Genomic DNA, 21,470 nt, shown 5'->3' on the forward strand with positions numbered 1-21,470 from the left:
GCCCTCGTAGCGGAGCTACTAGGGCATTTCGGCAACGCCGCGAGCGTGCGTGCCACGCCCCGCGAGCCCAGATCACAACCCCACACAGGCCCTAGGCCCGCTCGACCGTGTCCCCGCCCTCCGGAGGCGGCGTCGGCGGCCCGATACCGGACGGCGGTGGCGGCCCGTCAGGGGCGGGAGCGGGGTCGGGGGCAGGCGCGGAGGAAGGGGCGGGATACGGGAGCGGGCCGTATCGCCTTCGGTAGGCGCTGCCCAGGTCGGCGGCGGCGTCGCGGGCCAGGTCGGAGTCCAGCGCGGCCAGGGAGCGGAGTGTCGCCAGGTAGACGGCGTCCGCGCGGACGGCGTCGGGGGAGGCCGGCCGCCTGCCCGGCGGCGTGACCTGGCGCCCGTCCACGATCGGTGCCGGCTCCTCCGGCGTCCCCGGCTTCCGCGACTTCCTCCGCTTCCCGCGCCGCCCCGACTTCTCCGGGAGAAGCGGGGAAAGCGGGGGACCCGGCATCCTCGCCGGATCCCCCTTCCCCGGCCCCTCCCCAGCGGGACCTTCCCCGACCGGGCCCACCCCCACGGGGCCCGGGAAGGTGTCGGTCCCGGAGAGCGGCCCCGGCTCCTCGGCCTCCCGGAAACCGAGCCAGCGTCCGATCCTGGGGACGTTCGTCACCAACCATTCCGGTCGAGCCATGTCCCGATCCTCCATTCCATCTCCGCGACCGCCGCTCGCCACTCGGCCCGCAGATCCCGTCCCAGTTGCCGGGCCCGGTACTCGACGAGCACCGGGAGGACATCCGCACACCAGACACGGACGTATTCGGCGCGGTAGCCGAGCGTCTCCCTGAACCCTCCTGTCGGAGCGAGGGAGTTGTCGTTCCTCGGCTGCAGCGCGCTCACAGCCGGTTGCGCCTCCTCTGCCGCTTCCTGTCCAGGTCGGCCAGCGCGTCCGCCCTGAGGTCGGCGTCCAGCCCGCCGGACATCAGCACCTGCCGTCCTGCCTGGTGCGCCGCCGCGATGGCCAGGACCGGAATGACGTCCTCCCGCATCACCCGCCGCTTCTCGTCCAGCAGTTGGATCGCGACGTCGCTCTCGTTCCGGATCTGGACCACGGCGTACCGCGCCGCCGACGCCACCCTGAGCGTGGTCCTGGCCAGCTCCGCGATCGCGGCCACCAGAGCTCCGTGCGGCAGCGCCGCCGGAAGTACCTGGGGCAGGCTGGCGAGCAGCCCGCTCCGGGAACCACTGAACGGCACCATCTCTTCGCTCATCGCACCTTCTCGCTCTCTCCGGGGGCCGGCCGTACGACATGCGGCCCTCGTACCTCACCCTGCACCGCCGTGCGGGCGCGCACCATCGCCCGAAGTGCGGGTGGGGACGCCCTCGGCCTCACCCTTCGGGTGACGTCGGGTGCGCGGGCGCGCGGGCGCGGCGGGGGTGTTCAGCGCGCCAGGTAGCGTCTGACGTCGTCGGCGATCTGGGCGCGGGAGCTCATCCCGTACTTCTGGCGGATTCTGCGCATATGGGTCTTGACGGTGTCGATGCTGCTGCCGAGCTCCGCGGCGATCCGCTGGTCGCTCAGCCCGTTCACCAGCGCGAGGACCACCCGCTCCTCGGCCTCGGTGAGCTTGCGGAAGCGCTCTTCGGGACCGCGGTCGGTGTGCAGCCCCATTTCGACGACTTCGGACCGTGTCCGCTCGCACTCCGCGACGATCCGTTCGAGACAGCTGTCGACGGTGTCCCGGCGCGTGTTGTCGTGTGCCGTCGTGCCACGTTCCGTGCCGCGTTCGATGCCGCGTTCGGTCATGGCCTTCTCCGCGAGCTCCTGGATTCCGGCGATCCGCGCGGTCAGATACTCGGCGACATGGCTGGAGGTCAGGGTCGGCGGCGCCGCGTCCTCCCCGCCGGGCAGTAACCGCAGGGCCTCGTCGTCCTCGGTCTTCCGGGTCAGGGCGCGCGCCACCCGGTCCGCCAGCCACTCGAAGGCGCGCACGGCGTTGTCGTTGAACGCGTTCGAGGTGTAGCTGTGCATGGACAGCATCCCGAAGACCGGCCCCCGGTCGGCGCCTTCGGACCGGAAGAGGGGGACAGTCACCACGTCGGCCGATTCCCTGAGGACATCGCCGAAGGAGATGCCGGTCCGCAGCATCGCGCCGTTGTCGTAAGCGAAGCGGTAAGTGGTCCGGTGCTTGACGATCCAGGCGGACGGGCTGTCCGGGCCCACCGTGTGGGTGACAGGGGAATCGAACTTGCCCGAGTCCCACCCATAGGCGAAGCGCACCCGGTCACTGCCGTCCAGCAGACCGATGTAGAAGGCGTCGAAGGGAGCCAGCTTCCTCATCGTCGCGCGAATGAAGTCGTACAACTCGTAGTGCTGACCGCCCGGTTGAGGAGCGAAGTAGTTCGAGATCTTGTAGTGGGCGTCATGCAGGACGAGTGTGGTGGCGGCGTCGACTCTGAGCGGTCCCGACGGCATGGCACCCCTTCGGCACGGGAGAAGGAGCGCCCATCATCACACCGGGACGCCCGCTCCTGGCCATCACCGGCGGTGCGTGCCTGACCTGTGGTAAAGCCGCCGTTACACCGGCCCCGTACCGTCGCGGGGGTCGCGGGGGTCCCGCGCGGTCAGCCGCTCCAGCAGCTCGTGGAAGTCCTCACCGACGGTGATCCGCAGCCCGTCGCCCTCCTTGGCGCTGAGCTGCGTGAGCGTGCCGCCGCGCCACCAGTAGACGTACGGGCTGATCGCGCCGGGCGTGTCCTCGAAGCCGGACGCGGCGAAGGCGGCCATCGAGTTGAGCGACGGTACGACCGAGGCGTCCCGGATGACATGGAAGGCGAGCTGGTGCCGGAACGGCATCGCGACCAGCGCGCCGTCCGGCGGGATCCACTCGCCCGTCACATGCCGCACGACCGACTCCAGGGCCAGCACCCGGCTCGCCGTGTAGAAGGAGTCTCCGACGATCACCTCGAAGCGGGTGCCGCCGGCCTCCTTGACGGTCTCGCGGCCCTCCACGGGCAGCCCCCGGAGGTTGTTCAGCGCGCGGTCCCGCAGCTGTCGGATCTCGCCGAGGGGCTCCAGCGCCTCGTCCGTGAGCATCATGACGCTCTCGGGAAGGTCGAGGGCGAGCACCTCGTACAGCCCGGGGGCGACCGAGCGCGCGTAGCCGAACGCCTGCGGGTCGAGGCTGTCCTCGCTGATCACCCGGGGGTAGAGCTGGGCGCGGATCCGCTCGGGCGGCAGCGTCTCCAGCGCGGACGGGCCGTCCATCGTACGCAGCACCATCCCGGCGTGCCGGCGGGCGAGGTCGCCCCAGACGCGGGGGCCGCGATCGTCGTTGTGGCAGACCGCCGCGAGATTGCCAAGGCCGAACTGGCGGCCGGCGCTGTCGGTCACCATGTCGGCGTAGAGCGTGACCTCCAGGCCCTGTTCCGCGAACGCCTCCCGGACCTGGCCCCGGAAGAGCGCGGCCTCGTCGACCGAGAAGAACGAGAACGCGGGATCCCGGGGCGTGTCACGGCTGTCACGCTTCGGCCCCCGTCGGAACAACCCCACGCCTTCCGCCTCCACCCATGCCGGTCCCGGACGGACGGCGGCAGCCGTCCGTCTTCGATGCTAGTCGCCACCACCGACAATCAGGTCGGCGCGCTCCCGGCCCCGCTCCACCAGCAGGGCGTTGACCTCGTCGGACTCCGCGACCCAGCGTTCGGCGAAGGGCCGGTCCTTGCCGAAGCGGACATGGCGGTCCACCAGCCGGCGCACCCGTACCGCCGGGTCGATCTCCAGGAACCAGACCTCGTCCAGCAGCGCGCGGACGGGGGCCCAGGCGGCGTCGTCGTGCAGCAGGTAGTTGCCCTCCGTGATGACGAGGGGGACGCCGGGATCCACGGCAATGCTGCCCGCCACCGGCTCCTCCAGCGAGCGGTCGAAGGCGGGCGCGTACACGACACCGCCCGGCGCTCCACCGCCACCGCCGCCGTCCGCGTGCGCACCGCGCAGCCGGGCGAGCAGCGCCGCGTACCCCGCCGCGTCGAAGGTGTCGGGGGCGCCCTTGCGGCCCGCGCGGCCGATCCTGACCAGCTCGGCCCGGGCCAGGTGGAAGCCGTCCATGGGGACGAGTACGGCGAGCCCGCCGAGGCCCTCGACGAGCCGCTCGGCGAGGGTGGACTTGCCCGCGCCCGGCGCCCCAACGATGCCGAGCACCCGCCGCCGGCCGGGGACGACGAGCCGGCGGGCCCGCTCGGTCAGCTCGTCGATCCGCGGTACGTCCGGCTTCCGCGCCAGCTCCAGCTCTGCGTCCATGGGGGCATTCTTCCATTCTTGCCACCCGGCAGTCATACGTATAACTTGTCCGCCATGTCATCTCTCGCCCTGATCACCCTCGTCGTGAACGACTACGACGAGGCCATCGCCTTCTACACGGACGCGCTCGGATTCGAGCTGGCCGAGGACACCGACCGGGGCGACGGCTCGCGCTGGGTCGTGGTCCGCCCGCGCCCCGCCGCGCCCACCGCGCCCGCGCCCACCTCCCCCGCCCCCACCGGGCTCCTCCTCGCCCGCGCCAAGGACGACGCCCAGCGCGCCAGCGTCGGCGCGCAGGCGGGCGGCCGGGTCGGTTTCTTCCTGCACACCGACGACTTCGCCCGCGACCACGCCCGGATGCGCGCCGCCGGCGTGCGGTTCCTGGAGGAGCCCCGCCACGAGCCGTACGGCACGGTCGCCGTCTTCGAGGACCTCTACGGCAACCGCTGGGATCTGCTCCGGCCCGCCCACGGCTGACGCGGCCGGCGGGCGGCTCGGCCCCGGCCGAGTGGTGCGGGGCCGCGTCGCGCCGGTACGGTCGCCCCGAACCGTCCCCGTACGCCTGGTGGTTCGGTGATCGGCGAGATGACGAGCGTCAAGGGAGCCGGCGCATGAGCCTGGCGCAGTTGCACTACACCTCGGTCCCACCGGGTCCTGACGGGGCCGGTCTGCGACTGGCGGCGATCACTCCCGGCACCCCCGAGCCACCGCTCGACGAGGTCGGGCGGATCTTCGGGTACGAGCCGCCGCGCGAGCACCGGCCCGACGCGTTCGCCAAGGCGTTGAGCCTCAGCGCGCTCTCCGACGGCGGCCGGCTGCTCGCCAGGACGGTGTACGCGGGCTCCGGGCGGCGCGGCGGGCAGCCGGGCCGCGAGGCGCGCGGGGGCGACTTCCACGCCCATGCCGTACGGCTGCCCGCGGGCGCCGCCCTGCCCGGCGGGGCGCTGCCCATCAGCGCCTGGGACTCCCCGGGGTGGGCGGCCGGCCTGCCCGAGGGCCCGGTCCCCGCGCCGCTGGAGGGGCTGCCGGGGACGGGGAGCGTCGACCGGCGCGCGCTCGTGCCGTTCGCCGCCGCCCGCGCGCCGTGGCTCGCGGAGTTCCTCGCCGCGGTGCGCGAGTCGAGCGAGCACGGGACGGCGCCGCGGATCGTGCTCGTCGAGAGCGGCGGTACGGAGGTGGCGCGGTGGATCGCGCTGGCCGCCGCCGTACTGCCGGCCGAGAGCGCCCACCGGCTGACCTTCACCACGCACACCCGTCGGCCGCACCTCGCCCCGCAGCAGATCATCGGTGTGCTGCCGGACGACGCGCGGGAGCTGGACCGGCGGGATCCGCGCTACCGGGTCATCGACTGCGCCGGCCCTCGGGCGACCGGGACGGCCTCGGTGAGCGGGGCGGCGCGCGAGCCGTACGGTGTCTGGGCCGAGACCGCCGCGCGGATCTGGCGGGGCGGCGCTCCCGAGGTGTTCGCCGAGGCGGACACCCTGCCGGGCGGCCGGTTCGCGCCGGGGCCGCTCGCCGTGGTCGCGCTGTGCGCGGGGATCGCACTGCCGACGGACGGGCGCACGGAAGCGGCGCTGTGGGCACGCGATCACGCGACCGCACTGACCGCGCCGGTGCCGCACCGGCTCGTCGAGGCCCTCTGCGCACCCGCCGAGGACCGTACCCCCGCCGAACTCGCCGCCCTGACCGGGCTGTTCACCGCGCTCGACGGCCGCGCTCCGGCCGCCACGACCGCGCCGCTCGGGGCGCTCGTGGTGACGGAGGCGGTACGGTCGCCGGGCGGCGCCGGGGCCGAACCGGCCGTCCTGCGTGCCGCGTTGTTCGACGACGGTCTCCGGCGGCGCCTCGCCGCCGAGCTGGGCACCGAGCTACGGGCCGGTATCGCGGGCGACCCGGCGGGCGATCCGGCGCACTATCCGGCGGATAACGCGACCGGCGGCCCGGCGGACGGCACTCCCGGCATCTCCCGCGCGGTCGAACTGCTCTGTGTCGCCGAGCCGTTGGGCGTGGACTGCGCCGATCTGCTCCCCGGTCTCGCGCACCGGCTGGCCCGCGCGCTGCTCACCGACCCCGAGGCCGCCCGCACCCCCGCCGTACGGACCGCGCTGGAGGAGCACTTCGATCTGCGCGCCGCGCTGCTCGGCGCGCTCGACACGCTCGCCGCCGCCGATCCCCCGGCCGCCGTCGCGCTGCTCGGCCGGATGCCCCTTCCGCTGGAGGGAGTTCAGAGCCTGCCGCAGCTGCGGATGTGCGCGCGGCAGCTGCCCCCCTCAGGGGACGGGGACGGCCCGGACGGCCGCGATCGCGTCGCCGCCCTCGGCGCACTGCTGCGCGCCGCGGGCGTCTCGCCGTTCGCCGATCCGCTCGTCCTGCGGACCGCCGTCCGGCTGGTGTGGCCCGAGTCCGTCCCGACCGCCGACGAGGCACGGCAGTTGCTCGCCGCGACCGGCTCGGACGCGCACCGCGCGGCGGGCACCTGGACCGTCCTCGTACGGGCCGCCCTCGACACGGCGGAGCCCGCTCACGCCCCCGGCCTCGCCCAGGACCTGCTGCGCTCCTTCCCGCGGGAGGTGGATCCCGCGGAGCGCCGTACCCTCCAACTCCTCGCGTTCGCCGGGGAACTCGCGGAAGGACCGCCCACCGCCGACTGGACCGCGCGGACGCTGTCGCTGCGGGCCCGCGCCGAGCCCGTCCAACCGGGCGTGCTGAACACGGTGTTCGCGATCCTCGCCCGCCAACTGCTCTCCGAGGCACGGCCGGAGGGCGAGCTGTACGCCCTGGTCCACTCCGGCGACGCCGAACTGCTCGCCGCGTACGACCGCGCCGCCCGCGAGGAGCGGGTACGGGAGCGGCTGCGCACCACGCCCGCGTACGCGGCGGACTGCTTCACGGCGTGGTCCGCGCTCCCGGGCGCGAACCGGGCCTGGGACGAGACGCGTACGGCCCTGCTCGACAAGGTGCTGCGGCCCGTGGTGCGGGCGCTGCCGGCCGCGGACGCCGAGGCCGTCGCGCGGTGTCTGCGCGAGCGGGGCACGGGCGACGCCAGGGTCGCGGAGTTCCGTACGTGGAGCCGGCCCGGCGCGCTCGGGCGGCTCGGGCTCGGCCGGCGGCTCGGGGGCGGGGGCGGGGGCCGCCGCCCCGGCGAGGGCGACGACCGGCCCTGAACCGACGGGCGGGCGGGCCTCCGGCCGGAGGTCCGCCCGCCCCTCACGTACCGGCGTCAGCCCTCGTCCGGGGCCAGCCGCAGCGAGATGCTGTTGATGCAGTACCGCTGGTCGGTGGGGGTCGCGTAGCCCTCGCCCTCGAAGACATGGCCCAGATGCGAGCCGCAGCGGGCGCAGCGCACCTCCGTGCGGCGCATGCCGTGGGAGGTGTCGTCGATCAGCTCGACCGCGTCCGTGTCCTTCGGGTCGTAGAAGGACGGCCAGCCGCAGTGCGACTCGAACTTGGTGTCGGAGCGGAAGAGGTCGGCACCGCACGCCCGGCAGGAGTAGACGCCGGTCGTCTTCGTGTCCGTGTACTCGCCGACGAAGGCGGGCTCGGTGCCGGCCTCGCGGAGCACCTTGTACTCCGCGGGCGTCAGCTCCTCGCGCCACTGCTCGTCCGGCTTGTCGATCTCGTACGGCATTTCGCTCTCTCCCTGCAGTCCGCCCGGCCCGGTCGGCCGCGCTCGGACCGACCGGTCTCAGTCGGCCAGGCGCGCCAGGATGCGCGGACCGAGGTCCGTGACATCGCCCGCGCCCATGGTGAGAACGAGATCGCCGGGCTTCGCCATTCCCGCGACGGCGTCCGGGACGGCGTTCTTGTCGTGGACGGCCGTGACCGTGGCGCCCGCGGCCTCGGCCGCGTCGGTGATCAGCGCGCTCGTGACCCCCGGGATCGGGTCCTCGCGGGCCGGGTAGATGTCCAGGACCACGGAGGCGTCGGCGAGGGCGAGCGCCCGGCCCATCTCGGTGGCCAGCTCCTGCGTACGGGAGAACAGGTGCGGCTGGAAGACCACCAGCAGCCGGGAGTCCGCCGGGGCCGCGGCCCGCATCGCCTCCAGGTCGGCGGCCATCTCGGTGGGGTGGTGCGCGTACGAGTCGATGACCTGGACGCCCGCGGCCTCGCCCTTGAGCTGGAGGCGGCGCTTGACGCCGGTGTACTTGCCGAGCGCCGAGGCCAGGTTGTGCGCCGGGATGCCGAGGGCGACCCCGGCGGCGAGCGCGGCGACGGCGTTGAGCGCGTAGTGCCGGCCGGGCACGGAGACGGTGAAGGTGAGGAAGCGGCCGTCGAGGACGACCGTGACCTCGCTGGTCAGACCGCGCGCGGTGATCTTGTGAACGCGGACGTCCGCGCCCTCGCTCTCGCCGTACGTGACGACGTTGAGGTCCGCGCGGCCCGAGACGCGCGCGGTCAGCTCGACGGCGCCCGGCTGGTCGGCGCAGACGACCAGGGTGCCGCCGGGGACGATCTTGCCGGTGAAGGCGTCGAAGGACTCGTGGATTTCGTCCATCGAGGCGTAGTTCGCGTGGTGGTCCAGCTCGACGTTGAGGACGATCGCGACCTCGGGGTCGTACTTCTGGAAGCTGCGGTCGCTCTCGTCCGCCTCCGCGACGAAGATCTCCCCGGCGCCGTGGCGCGCGTTCGTACCGGGGCCGGCGAGGTCGCCGCCGATCGCGTACGAGGGGTCGAGGTTCAGCTCGGTGAGCGCGACGGCCAGCATGGAGGTGGTGGTCGTCTTGCCGTGGGTGCCGGCGACGGCGATCGCGCGCGCGCCGCCCATCAGCGAGGCCAGCGCGTCGGAGCGGTGCACCACGGGCACGGACAGCTCGGCGGCGCGGGCCAGCTCCGGGTTGTCGGCGCGGATGGCGCTGGAGACGACCACGCAGGACGCGTCGTCGGCGAGGTGCCCGGCGGCGTGGCCGATGTGCACGGTGGCCCCCAGCGCCCTGAGCGCCTCGGCGGTCTCCGACTCCTTGGCGTCGCTGCCCGCGACCTTCGCGCCGCGCTGGGCGAGGATCTTGGCGATACCCGACATGCCGGCGCCGCCGATGCCGATGAAGTGCGGCCGTTCCATGGCGACGGGGATACCGGTACCGGATGCCATTCGTGTCTCTCCCAGGGTGCGAGCGGACGCGCGTCAGGTGTTACGCGTCGCCCCAGCCTATTCGCTGTGCGCGAAGAGTTTGAGCACCGGTACGCCGACCTTGTGGCGCGCCCGCGAGGCCCAGTCGCGGTGGAAGAACTCCTCCACGTAGTGCGGCTCGGTGAGCACGATGACCTCGTCGGCCGACGACTCGGCCACGACCTCCTTGAGCCGGTCGAGCGGGTGTTCCTCCACCACCTGGCCGACGGCCTGCGATCCCTGCTCGCGCAGCTCCGCCAGGGAGTGCGCGAGGGCGAGTTCGGCGGGCTGTCTGGCCTGGCCGCCCTCCGGTTCGTCGCCCTCCCTGGCCGCGTCCCGCAGCTCGCCGAGCGCTACGTCGTCGATGGCGCGCAGCAGCAGATCGGCCTGGTCTCCGCGGGGCTGCATGAGGACGACGAAGGAGACCGGCTCGTCGCCATGGAGGGTGGTGACGAACTCGACGTCCTCCGGTGACAGCGGCTTCTCGATCATCAATACGCTTGTGAACACGACTGGCGCCTTTCCTCTCGCAGGGCCGTGCGGCCAACTGCGGAAACCATCCTTCCCCGTGCCCGCACGGGGTCTCTCGACGTAAGTCTGCCCACCGGAGGCTAACCGGAACGGTGAATTCCGCCGATTGTCAGACGCTGTCGGCGTGGTCGGCGCGGCGGGTGCCGGGGGCCCGGCGATAGCGGGTGAAGAGGAATCCGTCCTGCTCCAGGAGCGACGCCAGGGCGAACCGCTCGGGGACGGCGGGGCCGGGACCGCCCGCGATGCGCTGCGCGGCGCCGGCCGTGAGGGCCGGAGAGACGGTCAGACAGAGCTCGTCCAGCACTCCGGCGGCCACGAACTGGCCCAGCAGCCGGGGCCCGCCCTCGGTGAGCAGCCGGACGAGCCCCCGCTCGGCCAGGGCGTGCAGGGCGCGTACGGGATCAACCCCGGGCCCGTCCCCGGCGATCAGCACCTCCGCGCCCGCCTCCCGGGCCGCGCGGATCCGCTCGGCGGGCGCGGCGTCGCCGGTCAGTACGAGCGTGGGGACGAGCGGCTCGGTGAACAGCGGGGCGGTGAAGTCGAGGCCGAGGCCCGCGCTGACCACGGCGATCACCGGCGCGGGACCCTGGCCGGCCGCCGCCCGGCGCGCGGCGAAGGCGTCCCGGGCTCGGGCCGGCCGGTAGCCCTCCAGCCGAACCGTTTCCGCGCCCACCACCACAGCATCGGCGAGCGCGCGCAGCGTGCCGAAGACCCGCATGTCGGCGGCCGAGGAGAGAAGCTGGGAGCGGCCGTCGTGCGCCGCCGCGCCGTCCAGCGTGGAGACCATGTTGGCGCGCAGCCACACCCCGGCCCGCCGCTCCTCGCCGGCCGGACAGTCGGTCGGACAACCGGTCGGACTGTCGACCGGATAGGCGTATGCGTCGGCCAGTTCGTCGAACGTCCATTCGCGGTCACCGGAGGCGTCGGCGTCGGAGGGTGTCTGATCGGTCACAGGGAACAGGCGGCGCATGCGAAGCAGTCTGGCACGGCGCATAGAGTTATTAACTGTGTCGTCCTTCCCCGCCGCCTCCGGCAGCTCACCGATAACCGCAGCGGCCCCGCTCTCCCTGTGCGCACGTGAGCCACGCGTACCCGCCGAGCGGCTGGTGGCCGAGATGGTGCCGCCGCCGCGCTTCGATTCCGTACGGTTCGACACGTACGTACCCGACCCGAACCAGCCCAGCCAGTCCGGGGCCGTGACCGTGCTGAGCGACTTCGCGGCGGGGCTCGGCGGCGCGCACCTCGCGGACGGGTCGGGGCCCGGCGGAAAACGGCGCTGGTTCACCCGGAAGCCGCAGCCGCCGACCGGGCCGCGCGGGGTCTACCTGGACGGCGGATACGGCGTCGGCAAGACGCACCTGCTGGCGTCCCTCTGGCACGCGACTCCGGCCGCGCCGGAGAAGAAAGCTTTCGGCACCTTTGTGGAGCTGACGAACCTGGTCGGCGCGCTGGGCTTCCAGCAGACCGTGGAGACGCTCGGCGGCCACCGGCTGCTCTGCATCGACGAATTCGAACTGGACGATCCGGGCGACACCGTCCTGGTCTCCAGCCTGCTCAGCAGGCTCGTCGACAAGGGCGTGGCGCTGGCCGCCACCTCGAACACCCTGCCGGGCAAGCTCGGCGAGGGCCGGTTCGCCGCCGCCGACTTCCTGCGCGAGATCCAGGGACTCTCGGCGCGCTTCCGCCCGCTGCGCATCGACGGCGAGGACTACCGGCACCGGGGGCTGCCCGAGGCGCCGGCGCCGTACTCCGACGAGCAGGTGACGAAGGCCGCGTACGCCACCGAGGGTGCCAGCCTCGACGACTTCCCCGGGCTCCTCGGCCATCTGGCGTCGGTCCACCCGAGCCGGTACGGCGCGCTGACGGACGGGGTGCGGGCCGTCTGCCTCACGGATGTCACGGCGGTGCCCGACCAGTCGACGGCGCTGCGGCTCGTCGTGCTCGCGGACCGGCTCTACGACCGGGAGGTGCCCGTACTGGCCTCCGGTCTCCCGTTCGACCGGCTGTTCAGCGAGGAGATGCTGAACGGCGGCTACCGGAAGAAGTACTTCCGGGCCATCTCCCGGCTGACGGCGCTCGCACGGGACGCGAAGGGACTGGTCGGGCAGTAGGTTCGCCGGAGAGCCAGTAGGTTCGCCGGAGGGCCGGACATCCGGCGGCGGGCATCCAGCAGCGAGCGGAAGGGTTCCACCATGGCCACCACGCGTCAGGCACACACCGTCTGGGAGGGCGACCTCCTCAAGGGCACCGGGACCGTCACCTTCGACTCCTCCGGCATCCCCGACCAGGCGGTCTCCTGGCCCTCCCGCGCCGACAAGGCGAACGGGAAGACCAGCCCGGAGGAGCTGATCGCCGCCGCGCACTCCAGCTGCTTCTCGATGGCGCTCTCGAACGGCCTGGCCACCGGCGGCACCCCGCCGGTCCGGCTGACCACCCGGGCCGAGGTCACCTTCCAGCCGGGCACGGGCATCACGGGGATCCATCTGACGGTGGAGGGCGAGGTGCCGGGCCTCGACGCGGCCGGCTTCGAGAAGGCGGCCCAGGACGCCAAGGCGAACTGCCCGGTCAGCCAGGCGCTCGCGGGCACGACGATCACGCTCAGCGCGTCGCTCGCCTGACCGCCCGGGGACACCCGGCGCCCGGCCGGTACCGGGCGCCGGAATCAGCCAGCCCGGGCCGACCACCCGTTGCAGGCGCCCCACACGGCGCATGAGGCTCTGGAGCGACGACCCGTACGCGGTTCCCGCGTTTCACACGTTCGCGCGCCCCCGGAGACGGGTGCGACGCGGGGACATGTGGGATACCTACGGGTCATGTCTCTGTCCGCCAGCAGGGAGTTGCCTCATGACTTCGACACGCCGTCAGATCCTCGCCCGCACCGGTGCGACCGCCGTGGGCATCGCCTTCACCGGAGCCGTCTCCGAACTCTTCACCGGCTCGGCCGACGCCGACGGGCGGCTCGGCCACAGCGGTTACGGACCGCTGGTCACCGACCCCGACGGGCTGCTCGACCTGCCCCGGGGCTTCCGCTACCAGGTCCTCTCCCGGGAGGGCGACAGGCTCCGCTCCGGCGAGGGGCTCGTTCCCAGCAACCATGACGGGATGGCCGCCTTCGCCGGGCGCCGGGGCCGGGTCCATCTCGTCCGCAATCACGAGAACCGGCACTACGCCCCGATCGCCGTCCCGGCCGTCGAGGGCCTCACCTACGACCCGATGGGCAAGGGCGGCTGTACGGCGCTCGAACTGGACGGTCGCAACAACGTCCTCGGCGAGCACGTCGCCATCGCGGGCACCGCCGTCAACTGCGCGGGCGGGCCGACCCCCTGGGGCACCTGGCTGACCTGCGAGGAGACCGAGGAGCGGGCCGGCACCAACGGATACACCAAGGACCACGGCTTCATCTTCGAGGTCGACGGCGCCGACCCGCACCGCACCGGAGCCGTCCCGCTGACCGCCATGGGCCGCTTCCAGCACGAGGCCGTCGCGATCGATCCCGGCAGCGGCATCGTGTACGAGACCGAGGACGCGTTCGACCACCCGTTCGGGCTCTTCTACCGCTTCCTGCCGGAGAAGCCGCGCGGCGGCGTGGGCTCGCTGCGGGCGGGCGGCGCGCTGGAGGCCATGCGGGTACCGGGGGTGCCCGACCTGTCGACCGTCCAGGAGCCCGGCGCGGCCTTCGACCGGGTGGAGTGGGTCCCCGTACCCGACCCGCTGGCCGTACAAACGCCCATCCGTTACCAGGACTTCGGCCCCGGGGGCATCACCCACGCCCAGAAGCTGGAAGGCTGTTACTGGGGCGAGGGCTGCGTCTACTTCGTCTCCAGCTTCGCGCACCGGTCGCAGGGCTCGGCGGCGTCCCACTACGGCCAGGTGTGGAAGTACGAGCCGGGGCGGCGCCGGCTCACGCTGGTGATCGTCTTCGGCCCCGACACGGACATCGATCTGCCCGGCGAGTCCCCGGACAACATCTGCCTCGCCCCCGGCGGCGGCCTGATGGTCTGCGAGGACGGCGGCGGCGCGCAGCACGTGTTCGGCGTGACACGGCGCGGCGAGGTGTACCCGGTGGCACGGGGTGCCCAGAACGTGGGGACCGCCGAGCGGCCCGAGTGGGGCGAGTTCGCCGGGGTCACCTTCTCGCCGGACGGCACCACGATGTACGTGAACTGCTACACCCCGGGCACCACCTTCGCCGTGACCGGTCCCTGGCGCTGAGCGCGGCCGGGACGGCGGGACCGCGGGCGGGCTCCGCCAGCGGTCGCCGTCCCGGCCGATCCGGCGCACCCTCGAAGGAAGCGACCGGAAGGGGTGCGCGGTGGCCAGGACGGACACGAAAGCGAAGAAGGCGAAGAAGACAAAGGGCGGCGCAGAGGCCGGGAAGACCGGTAAGGCCGTGAAGAGCGGTACGTACGGGAAGTACGCGACGAAGCCGGCCGGGACGCCGGCGGTGCCGGAGCGGACCGCCAAGCCCCCGAAACCGTCGCCCGGCCTCCGCGAGCTGCTGCGCGTCCCCCGGGACACCCGTATCGACCTCACCTCGTACGACACCCGCGCCACCCCCGGCGGCCCCGCCGACAAGGCGGCGGCGCTCGCGGCGGTGGCCGCGTCGGCGGAGCGGCTCGCCACGCTCCAGGAGCGGCTGTACGCGGCGAGCACGGCGGGCGACCGGCGGCGGGTGCTGCTGGTGCTCCAGGGCATGGACACCAGCGGCAAGGGCGGCACGGTCAAGCATGTGATCGGGCTGTTCAACCCGGCCGGCTGCCGGATCAGGGCCTTCAAGACGCCGACGGCGGAGGAGCGCAAGCACCCCTTCCTCTGGCGGATCCGGCGGGCGCTGCCTGAGCCCGGCGAGATCGGGATCTTCGACCGGTCGCACTACGAGGACGTGCTGATCGCGCGCGTCCACGAGCTGGCCGGCCACCGGGAACTGGGCCACAGGTACGAGCAGATCAACCGCTTCGAGCAGGAGCTGGCCGACGACGGGGTCACCCTCGTGAAGGTCTTCCTCCACCTCGGGCACGACGAGCAGCGCGACCGGCTGCTGGCCCGCCTCGACAATCCCGACAAGCACTGGAAGTTCAACACCGGTGACCTGGAGGAGCGCGCGCTGTGGCCCGACTACCGGGCGGCGTACGAGCTGGCGCTGCGCCGCTGCTCCACGGACGCGGCGCCCTGGTATCTGGTCCCTGCGGACCGCAAGTGGTACCGGAACTGGGCGATCGGCACCCTGCTGCTGGAGCATCTGGAGGCGCTGGCCCCGGCGTATCCTCCAGGGGGCTTCGATGTCGAGAAGTGCCGGCGGAGGCTGCTGGAAGACGCATAAGCATCATTGGCGCATAAAGGCCATCAGCGCATAAGCGTCATCTTCGGGTCGAGGGAGCGCCGCGCGCACGCTACGCACTGATCATCATATATTTTCCGTGCGTGACCAGATATGTACGCGTATGCACCGCCGTCGCCGTCCTCGGTGCCGCCCTCACCGGCTGCGGTGACGGGAGGACCGCCCCGGCGTCCGCCGCCGCCTCCGCGCCCGCCGCCCCGGCCTCCGCCTCCGTAAGCTCCCCAGCGAGCTCCTCCCCCGCGTCCGGCTCCCCGGCGGTGAAGGGGCCGCCGACCCTGGCCCCCGGCGCCGACGGGCTGACCCCGGTCTTCGAACGCGGCGGGAAGACCGCCGGGAAGACCGTCGCGCTCACCTTCGACGCGGACATGACGGCCGATCAGGGGCCCCGGGCGGCCGAGGGCGAGAGGTTCGACAATCCGTCACTGATCGCCCTGCTGCGCCGGCTCGACGTACCCTCGACGGTCTTCATGACCGGCCGGTGGGCCGAGGAGTACCCGACGCAGGCCAAGGCGATCGGCAACGACCCGCTCTTCGAGATCGCCAACCACTCCTACAGCCACTACGCCTTCACCGCCGACTGCTACGGGCTGCCGGTCGTCGGCAAGGAGCGGATGGCCGACGACGTGCGGCGGGCCTTCTCGGCGTTCAGGACGGCCGGCGCGCGCAACGTCGTGCCGTACTTCCGCTTCCCCGGCGGCTGTTACGACGACACCGCGCGCCGCGCCCTCGCCCCGGCCGGGGTCACGGCGGTGCAGTGGGACGTCGTCAGCGGCGACGCCTTCGCGACGGACGCGGACGCCGTCGCGCGGGAGGTGCTGGCCGGGGTGCGGCCCGGTTCCCTGGTGGTGATGCACTGCACGCGCAGCGCGGCGCCCGTGACGGAGGAGGCGGTGCGCCAGATCGTCCCCGAGCTGCGGAAGCGCGGATACCGCTTCGTCAAGGTCTCCGAGCTGATGAAGCCCTGACCCGGCGCCCCTTCACCCCGAGCACGCCGTCCGCTGGGCCTCCTGCCACTCGCAGACCGGGCAGAGCGTCGCACCCCTGACCGTCGCCGGGTGCTCGGTCGGCTCCCGGCACAGCACGCACTCGGCGTACGCGACCCGCGCGCTCTCGCCGCTCTCGTCGTCGCTCTCGTCCATGCCCCCAGCGTACGACCGGCCGGCGCCGGTCAGTCCCGTGCGGTGACCAGCGCGCACGCCACCGCCGCCGCCACGGCCGCCACCAGCGCGGCGGCGGCCAGCGGCAGCAGCGGGGTGTGGATCACGCCCGACCGCGAGCCGGTCACCAGCCCGACGATCGCGGACTTCGCCGGGGACCCGCTGATCACCAGGGCCAGCATCGAGACCAGCGCACTGGCCGTGATCGACCAGCCCCGGCCGCGCAGCACCGGCCTGCTGCACAGCGCGCCCGCCGCGGCGCCGATCAGCAGACAGACGGCGGCGGCGAGCAGCCCGGCCGTCCCCGCCGACAGGACGGGCACGTCCACCGTGCGGCTCGCGTTGCTCGGCTTGCTGATCAGTGTGACGACCAGCGTGCCGGCCAGGCCCGTCCCCGCCGCGAGGGCCACGGCGGTGAGCAGCGCCGAGAGATGGACCCGGCGGGCACCGGTCGCGGCGGCGGCGACCGCGCGGGCCGCGGCCGGTTCCTGGTGGACGCAGATCCGCACCAGCCAGACGGTGACGGGCAGCAGCGCCGCCGCCGCGTAGCCGAGCGAGTCCAGGATCGGCTGGCCCACCTGCACCCCGACGATCAGGAAGATCCCGTAGAGCAGGAAGGGCGGCAGCCAGCGCTGCGAGCGGACGAGCAGGGCGGTCTGGTAGCGCACCAGCGCGGTCATCATGGCTATCTCGGTCATCGGGGGGAGCGCTCCGTCGTCGTGCCGGAAAGGGCGGAGGCGGTGTCCCCGGCGGAAGCGGTGTCCCTGCCGGAAGCGGTGTCCCCGGTGGGAGCGGTGTCCCCGGCGGGCGGGGTCTCCCGGACCTCCCTGATGTGCCACGCCGGACGCGCCGTCAGCAGCGCGTGCAGCAGGGCGTCGGAGTGGACGCCGGGCGCCGTGAGGAGTACGGAGCCGTCGGGCCCCGGCTCGCAGACCGGTCCGCCGGGCAGCCCGTCCGGTGGCGCGGCGCCGGACGGCCCCGACGCGACGATCCGCACCCGCGCCCCCTCGCTCCCGCCGCCGTCCCCATCGGCCCCGCCGGCACGGGCCACCGCGGCCCGCACCTCGTCGTCCGTACGGCGCACGAGCGCGCCGTCGGTCACCGCGTACACCGCGTCTGCGGCGCCCGCCAGCCGGCGCGGATCGTGGTCGACGAAGACGACGGTGCCGCCCCCGGCGACCCGTTCGACGACAGCCAGGTCCAGCTCCGTACGGGCCGGTACGTCGAGCCCGGTCCACGCCTCGTCGAGGACCAGCAGCTCGGGCTCCGCGAGCAGCGCCTGGGCGACGGCGACCTTCTGGCTGGTGCCCTTGGACAGTTCGGAGAGCGGGGTACGGGCGTGCTCGCCCGCGCCGAACCGGTCGAGCCACTCCACGGCGCGCGCCGCCGCCAGGGCGCTCGGCAGCCCGTGGATCCGGCCGAGATGGACCAGATAGCCGGCGGCCGTGAACGGCAGCGCGACCGGGAAGCGCTCGGGCACGTACGCGGTACGGGGGCGGCCGGTCACCCGCCCCTCGGTCGGCGCGTCGATCCCCGCGACCAGCCGCAGCAGGGTCGACTTCCCGCTGCCGTTGCCTCCCTCGACCCGGACCAGCCCGCCTGCGGGCAGCGCGAGATCCACCCCGCGCAGCACCCACGGTCCCCGGAGACCGTAACGGCGGCCCACTCCCTCGAAGTTCATCGCCAACGTAATACCAGATCACCGGCGCCCGGCCGAACCCGAGCGCCCGGGCTGGCAGACTGGGCAGGTGAACGAGAGCACCCAGGACAGCCTTGCCGGCAGCCCCCAGAACAGTCCCTTCAACGCCGGCCCGACCACCCGCGACGAGGCACCGCAGTATGTGCTGCCCCTGGTGGTACGGATCGAGAAGGCGGCCCCGCCCACCCGTACCGACGCCCTGGAGACGGCGGCCCGCGCGGTGCTCACGATGCTCTCCGACGAACGGTCGCTGGGCGAGGGCGAGCACGAGGGCGCGTGGGCCCGCGCGATGCGCGACTGGCAGGACGCCCGGATCCGCAAGGTGGTACGGCGGGCCCGCGGCGCCGAGTGGCGGCGCGCCACCACGCTCCCGGGGCTCACGGTGACGGGCACGGGCGCGGACACGGAGACCTCGTCCGTCGCGGAGGTACGGGTCTTCCCGCCGGTCCCGCTCGACGGCTGGCCCAAGGAGCTGGCCAAGCTCCAGGTCTCCGGCACCGATCTGGCCGACCCCGCTCCCCCGCCCGCCCCCGACGACCCCGCGCTGCCGGTCCTGTGGCTGAGCCCCGGCCTCGGCATGTCGGCGGGCAAGGCCATGGCCCAGGCCGGCCACGGTGCCCAACTCGTCTGGTGGGAGCTTTCGGAGAAGGACCGCGAGGCGTGGCACGCGTCCGGTTTCCGGCTCGCGGTCCGCACCGCCACCCCGGACCGGTGGCGCGAACTCGCCTCCGCGGGGCTGCCGTTGGTCCGCGACGCGGGCTTCACGGAGATCGCCCCGGGGTCCGCGACGGTGATCGGAGACCATCCGTCGCTGCGCGGTTGAACGCTCTCCACCTCCCGTGCGTATCTTCCGGTACCGCCAGATAGGTTGAACGGCCGAGTGGCCGGCGGTTGGTTCACCGGTGTCACACATTTCGGTTCGGGAGGCAGCACATTGCGACGCATCAACGGTTCGGCGCTCATCATCGCGGCATTGGTCGCGACAGTGGCGGCGCTGGCGTTCCCCGTATGGTCGTACGCCGACCGATCCGGAACGGGTCAGGCGAACATCGCGGCGTCCACCGTCTCCACCCAGTGGGGGCCGCTGACGGCGATGGACCGCGACCTGATCGTGAAGGTGCGGCTGGCCGGCCTCTGGGAGCTGCCGGCCGGACAGCAGGCCATGGACCGCGCCCCCAGCGAGGCCATCAAGGAGTGCGGTGACCACCTGGTCGTCGGCCACACCGACCTGGACAAGCGGGTCGTGTCGGTAGCGGCGAAGCTCGGGGTCGAGCTGCCCAACCAGCCGACCGAGCAGCAGCAGGGCTGGCTGCGGGAGCTGTCGGACGCCCAGGGCGACGAGTACGAGCGGAAGTTCGCCCAGCTGCTGCGCAACGCGCACGGCAAGGTCTTCTCGGCCATCGCGCTGGTGCGGCACACCACCAGGAACGAGCTGGTCCGGCAGCTGGCGAGTGACGCCAACATCACCGTCCTCGACCACATCACGATGCTGGAGGCCACCGGCAAGGTCGACTTCGACGCCCTCGCCAACGAGGCCGCCGGCAATCTGACCGAGAGCCCGAGCGGCCCGCCGCCGCCCAACGGCAACCTGCCCCCGGCCGCGGTGCCGGTCGAGCCGGCCGACGGCGTGACGGTCACCTCCGAGCCGTCCACCCAGCCGGGCGCGCCGACCGCGATCAACACCAACAGGCCCGACCCGGAGACCTCACCGGCGCCCTCCGCCTCCTGACATGTCCCACGGCGTCCCCACGGCCGATCCCCTCCCCATGTCTCGTCCGGGGAGGGGATCGGCCGTTCGCGCCAGGAACCTCAAATCAACCTCTGAACGTCCCCCGCCGGGGATTCGGCGGCGCCCGCCGGGGCCATAGCCACTGCACACGGAGAGCGAGGGGGACACCATGAACGGCACATCGCACGGGAGCACACCACGGCTGGGCGTCGGCATCGGCTGGCGTCCCGAGATCGCCGGCGCGGTGGAGGCACTGCCCGGCATCGACTGGGTCGAGGCCGTCGCGGAGAACCTCTGCCCCGGCCATCTGCCTGACTCGCTCGTCCGGCTGCGCGAGCGCGGCGTCACCGTCGTCCCGCACGGGGTCTCGCTCGGGCTCGGGGGCGCGGAGCGGCCGGACCCGCGGCGGCTGGCGGATCTCGCGGAGCGGGCCGAGGCGCTCGGCTCGCCGCTGGTCACCGAGCACATCGCGTTCGTCAGGGCGGGCGGGTCCCGTACCGCGTCGCCCGCGCTCGAAGCCGGCCATCTGCTGCCGGTGCCGCGCACCCGGGACGCGCTGCGCGTGCTCTGCGAGAACGTACGGATCGCCCAGGACGCGCTGCCCGTGCCACTGGCCGTGGAGAACATCGCCGCGCTGATCGCGTGGCCGGACGAGGAGCTGACCGAGGGCCAGTTCCTCGCGGAGCTGGTGGAGCGCACCGGGGTCCGGCTGCTGATCGACGTCGCCAATCTGCACACCAACCACGTGAACCGCGGCGAGGACCCGGCCACCGCCCTCGGTGAACTGCCGGTCGAGGCGATCGCGTACGTCCATGTCGCGGGCGGAATCGAGCGCGACGGCGTCTGGCACGACACCCACGCCCACCCGGTCACCCGGCCCGTGCTCGACGTACTGGCTGAGCTGCGGCGGCGGGTCGACCCGCCGGGCGTGCTGCTGGAGCGCGACGACGACTTCCCGCCGGAGCGGGAGCTGGCCGGGGAGCTGACGGCCATACGGGAGACGCTCGACGCGGCGGCCGGGGAGTACGCGCCCCGGACGGCACGTGCGCCGCGTACGGCGGACAGCGCCGGCACACGCGCGCCCGTCCCCGATTCCGAAGCCACCCCCGGCTCCGGCTCCGAGGCCGCCCGCCGGCGTCTCGCCCTCGCCGAGACGTCCCTGCTCTCCGCCCTGGTCGCCGGTACGCCCGTCCCCGAGGGGTTCGACCGCAGGCGGCTGCGGGTCCAGAGCCGGGCCCTCTCCGTCAAGCGCGCCGGTGTCGTCGCCAAGATCGCCCCCGAACTGCCGGAGATCCTCGGCGACGGCTACCGCCCCGAGTTCCTCGGGTACGCGGCGAGCCGGCCCATGCGCGCGGGCTACCGGCGCGACGCGCTCGACTTCGCCGAGCATCTGCTGATCGCCGGACGGCCCGAGAACCACCGGGCCCGGCGGCGCCTGTCCCTGTGGTGGCAGGAGCGCGCCGGAGCGCGCCCGCCGCGCCGCGCGACCCGGCTCGTCCGCGTGGCCCGCGCCGCCCTCGCGGGAAAGTGAGCAGCCCCGCACGCCGGGACGCGCTCCGGAGTGGACGCGGGGCGCATCGGGGTCATTGGACCCGACACAGTCCGGCGGTCCTTGCGTCGTCCT

Annotated in this window: 23 protein-coding genes; 10 read left to right on the plus strand and 13 right to left on the minus strand. The window is 73.5% G+C overall.

Features of this window, described 5'->3' with window-relative positions:
- Window positions 1–91: 91 nt before the first annotated feature.
- The 6 genes from AB0389_RS26480 to AB0389_RS26505 all read right to left on the minus strand — a co-directional run bounded on the left by AB0389_RS26480 (window position 92) and on the right by AB0389_RS26505 (window position 4,285).
- A complete protein-coding gene (locus tag AB0389_RS26480; RefSeq protein ID WP_366397986.1) occupies window positions 92–394 on the minus strand; it encodes a hypothetical protein in 303 nt (100 codons plus the stop codon).
- A gap of 260 nt (window positions 395–654) precedes the next feature.
- Window positions 655–885, minus strand: coding sequence for a hypothetical protein (locus tag AB0389_RS26485; protein WP_366397987.1), 231 nt, complete (start codon window positions 883–885; stop codon window positions 655–657).
- Window positions 882–1,256, minus strand: coding sequence for a hypothetical protein (locus AB0389_RS26490; RefSeq protein WP_366397988.1), 375 nt, complete (start codon window positions 1,254–1,256; stop codon window positions 882–884). The genes AB0389_RS26485 and AB0389_RS26490 overlap by 4 nt, the downstream gene beginning before the upstream one ends.
- A gap of 170 nt (window positions 1,257–1,426) precedes the next feature.
- On the minus strand, window positions 1,427–2,461 hold the full coding sequence (locus tag AB0389_RS26495; protein WP_366397989.1) for a LuxR C-terminal-related transcriptional regulator: 1,035 nt from the start codon (window positions 2,459–2,461) through the stop codon (window positions 1,427–1,429).
- Window positions 2,462–2,563: 102 nt separating this feature from the next.
- Window positions 2,564–3,538 (minus strand): hypothetical protein, encoded by a 975-nt coding sequence (locus AB0389_RS26500; RefSeq protein WP_366397990.1) that lies wholly within the window; start codon window positions 3,536–3,538, stop codon window positions 2,564–2,566.
- Between the two features lie 60 nt (window positions 3,539–3,598).
- Window positions 3,599–4,285, minus strand: coding sequence for a nucleoside/nucleotide kinase family protein (locus AB0389_RS26505; protein WP_366397991.1), 687 nt, complete (start codon window positions 4,283–4,285; stop codon window positions 3,599–3,601).
- Window positions 4,286–4,339: 54 nt separating this feature from the next.
- Here AB0389_RS26505 and AB0389_RS26510 point away from each other — a divergent pair, with 54 nt between their 5' ends.
- Both AB0389_RS26510 and AB0389_RS26515 read left to right on the plus strand, forming a co-directional pair.
- Window positions 4,340–4,762: a VOC family protein gene (locus AB0389_RS26510; RefSeq protein WP_366397992.1), complete on the plus strand. Its 423-nt coding sequence runs from the start codon at window positions 4,340–4,342 to the stop codon at window positions 4,760–4,762.
- 134 nt (window positions 4,763–4,896) lie between these two features.
- The gene (locus tag AB0389_RS26515) at window positions 4,897–7,449 is read left to right on the plus strand and encodes a GTPase-associated protein 1-related protein (RefSeq protein WP_366397993.1); all 2,553 of its coding nucleotides are present in this window, start codon (window positions 4,897–4,899) and stop codon (window positions 7,447–7,449) included.
- A gap of 56 nt (window positions 7,450–7,505) precedes the next feature.
- Here the strand turns inward: AB0389_RS26515 and msrB are convergent, their stop codons facing one another.
- The 4 genes from msrB to AB0389_RS26535 form a co-directional block, all read right to left on the minus strand.
- Window positions 7,506–7,913, minus strand: a complete 408-nt coding sequence (gene msrB / locus AB0389_RS26520) for a peptide-methionine (R)-S-oxide reductase MsrB (protein WP_366397994.1) — start codon at window positions 7,911–7,913, stop codon at window positions 7,506–7,508.
- A gap of 57 nt (window positions 7,914–7,970) precedes the next feature.
- Entirely contained in the window at window positions 7,971–9,374 is a 1,404-nt protein-coding gene (gene murC / locus AB0389_RS26525) for a UDP-N-acetylmuramate--L-alanine ligase (RefSeq protein ID WP_366397995.1), read from the minus strand.
- A 57-nt stretch (window positions 9,375–9,431) separates the two neighbouring features.
- Window positions 9,432–9,902: an indole-3-glycerol phosphate synthase gene (locus AB0389_RS26530; protein WP_366397996.1), complete on the minus strand. Its 471-nt coding sequence runs from the start codon at window positions 9,900–9,902 to the stop codon at window positions 9,432–9,434.
- Between the two features lie 130 nt (window positions 9,903–10,032).
- The gene (locus AB0389_RS26535) at window positions 10,033–10,893 is read right to left on the minus strand and encodes a pyrimidine reductase family protein (RefSeq protein WP_366397997.1); all 861 of its coding nucleotides are present in this window, start codon (window positions 10,891–10,893) and stop codon (window positions 10,033–10,035) included.
- On the opposite strand from AB0389_RS26535, the gene zapE reads away from it, so the two are divergent.
- From zapE to AB0389_RS26560, 5 genes are all read left to right on the plus strand, one after another.
- Window positions 10,892–12,034, plus strand: a complete 1,143-nt coding sequence (gene zapE, locus AB0389_RS26540; RefSeq protein ID WP_366397998.1) for a cell division protein ZapE — start codon at window positions 10,892–10,894, stop codon at window positions 12,032–12,034. The genes AB0389_RS26535 and zapE overlap by 2 nt on opposite strands.
- Before the next feature lie 81 nt (window positions 12,035–12,115).
- Entirely contained in the window at window positions 12,116–12,541 is a 426-nt protein-coding gene (locus AB0389_RS26545) for an OsmC family protein (RefSeq protein WP_366397999.1), read from the plus strand.
- A gap of 226 nt (window positions 12,542–12,767) precedes the next feature.
- Entirely contained in the window at window positions 12,768–14,135 is a 1,368-nt protein-coding gene (locus AB0389_RS26550) for an alkaline phosphatase PhoX (protein ID WP_366398000.1), read from the plus strand.
- Between the two features lie 232 nt (window positions 14,136–14,367).
- Window positions 14,368–15,243, plus strand: coding sequence for a PPK2 family polyphosphate kinase (locus AB0389_RS26555; RefSeq protein WP_366398051.1), 876 nt, complete (start codon window positions 14,368–14,370; stop codon window positions 15,241–15,243).
- Window positions 15,244–15,344: 101 nt separating this feature from the next.
- The gene (locus AB0389_RS26560; protein ID WP_366398001.1) at window positions 15,345–16,226 is read left to right on the plus strand and encodes a polysaccharide deacetylase family protein; all 882 of its coding nucleotides are present in this window, start codon (window positions 15,345–15,347) and stop codon (window positions 16,224–16,226) included.
- 12 nt (window positions 16,227–16,238) lie between these two features.
- On the opposite strand, the gene AB0389_RS26565 is transcribed toward AB0389_RS26560, so the two are convergent.
- Genes AB0389_RS26565 through AB0389_RS26575 form a run of 3 tightly spaced genes read right to left on the minus strand, consistent with a single transcriptional unit; the run spans window position 16,239 to window position 18,099 of the window.
- Entirely contained in the window at window positions 16,239–16,400 is a 162-nt protein-coding gene (locus AB0389_RS26565) for a hypothetical protein (protein WP_366398002.1), read from the minus strand.
- A 29-nt stretch (window positions 16,401–16,429) separates the two neighbouring features.
- Window positions 16,430–17,098: an ABC transporter gene (locus AB0389_RS26570; RefSeq protein WP_366398052.1), complete on the minus strand. Its 669-nt coding sequence runs from the start codon at window positions 17,096–17,098 to the stop codon at window positions 16,430–16,432.
- A 14-nt stretch (window positions 17,099–17,112) separates the two neighbouring features.
- Window positions 17,113–18,099: an ABC transporter ATP-binding protein gene (locus AB0389_RS26575; protein ID WP_366398003.1), complete on the minus strand. Its 987-nt coding sequence runs from the start codon at window positions 18,097–18,099 to the stop codon at window positions 17,113–17,115.
- A 67-nt stretch (window positions 18,100–18,166) separates the two neighbouring features.
- On the opposite strand from AB0389_RS26575, the gene AB0389_RS26580 reads away from it, so the two are divergent.
- The 3 genes from AB0389_RS26580 (at window position 18,167) to AB0389_RS26590 (ending at window position 21,377) form a co-directional block, all read left to right on the plus strand.
- Window positions 18,167–18,940 (plus strand): aminoacyl-tRNA hydrolase, encoded by a 774-nt coding sequence (locus tag AB0389_RS26580; RefSeq protein WP_366398004.1) that lies wholly within the window; start codon window positions 18,167–18,169, stop codon window positions 18,938–18,940.
- A gap of 111 nt (window positions 18,941–19,051) precedes the next feature.
- Window positions 19,052–19,846, plus strand: a complete 795-nt coding sequence (locus AB0389_RS26585; RefSeq protein WP_366398005.1) for a DUF4142 domain-containing protein — start codon at window positions 19,052–19,054, stop codon at window positions 19,844–19,846.
- Window positions 19,847–20,015: 169 nt separating this feature from the next.
- On the plus strand, window positions 20,016–21,377 hold the full coding sequence (locus AB0389_RS26590) for a DUF692 domain-containing protein (RefSeq protein ID WP_366398006.1): 1,362 nt from the start codon (window positions 20,016–20,018) through the stop codon (window positions 21,375–21,377).
- Window positions 21,378–21,470: the final 93 nt, after the last annotated feature.

It is taken from the genome of Streptomyces sp. NPDC093109, assembly GCF_040701725.1.
Classification (GTDB): Bacteria; Actinomycetota; Actinomycetes; order Streptomycetales; family Streptomycetaceae; genus Streptomyces.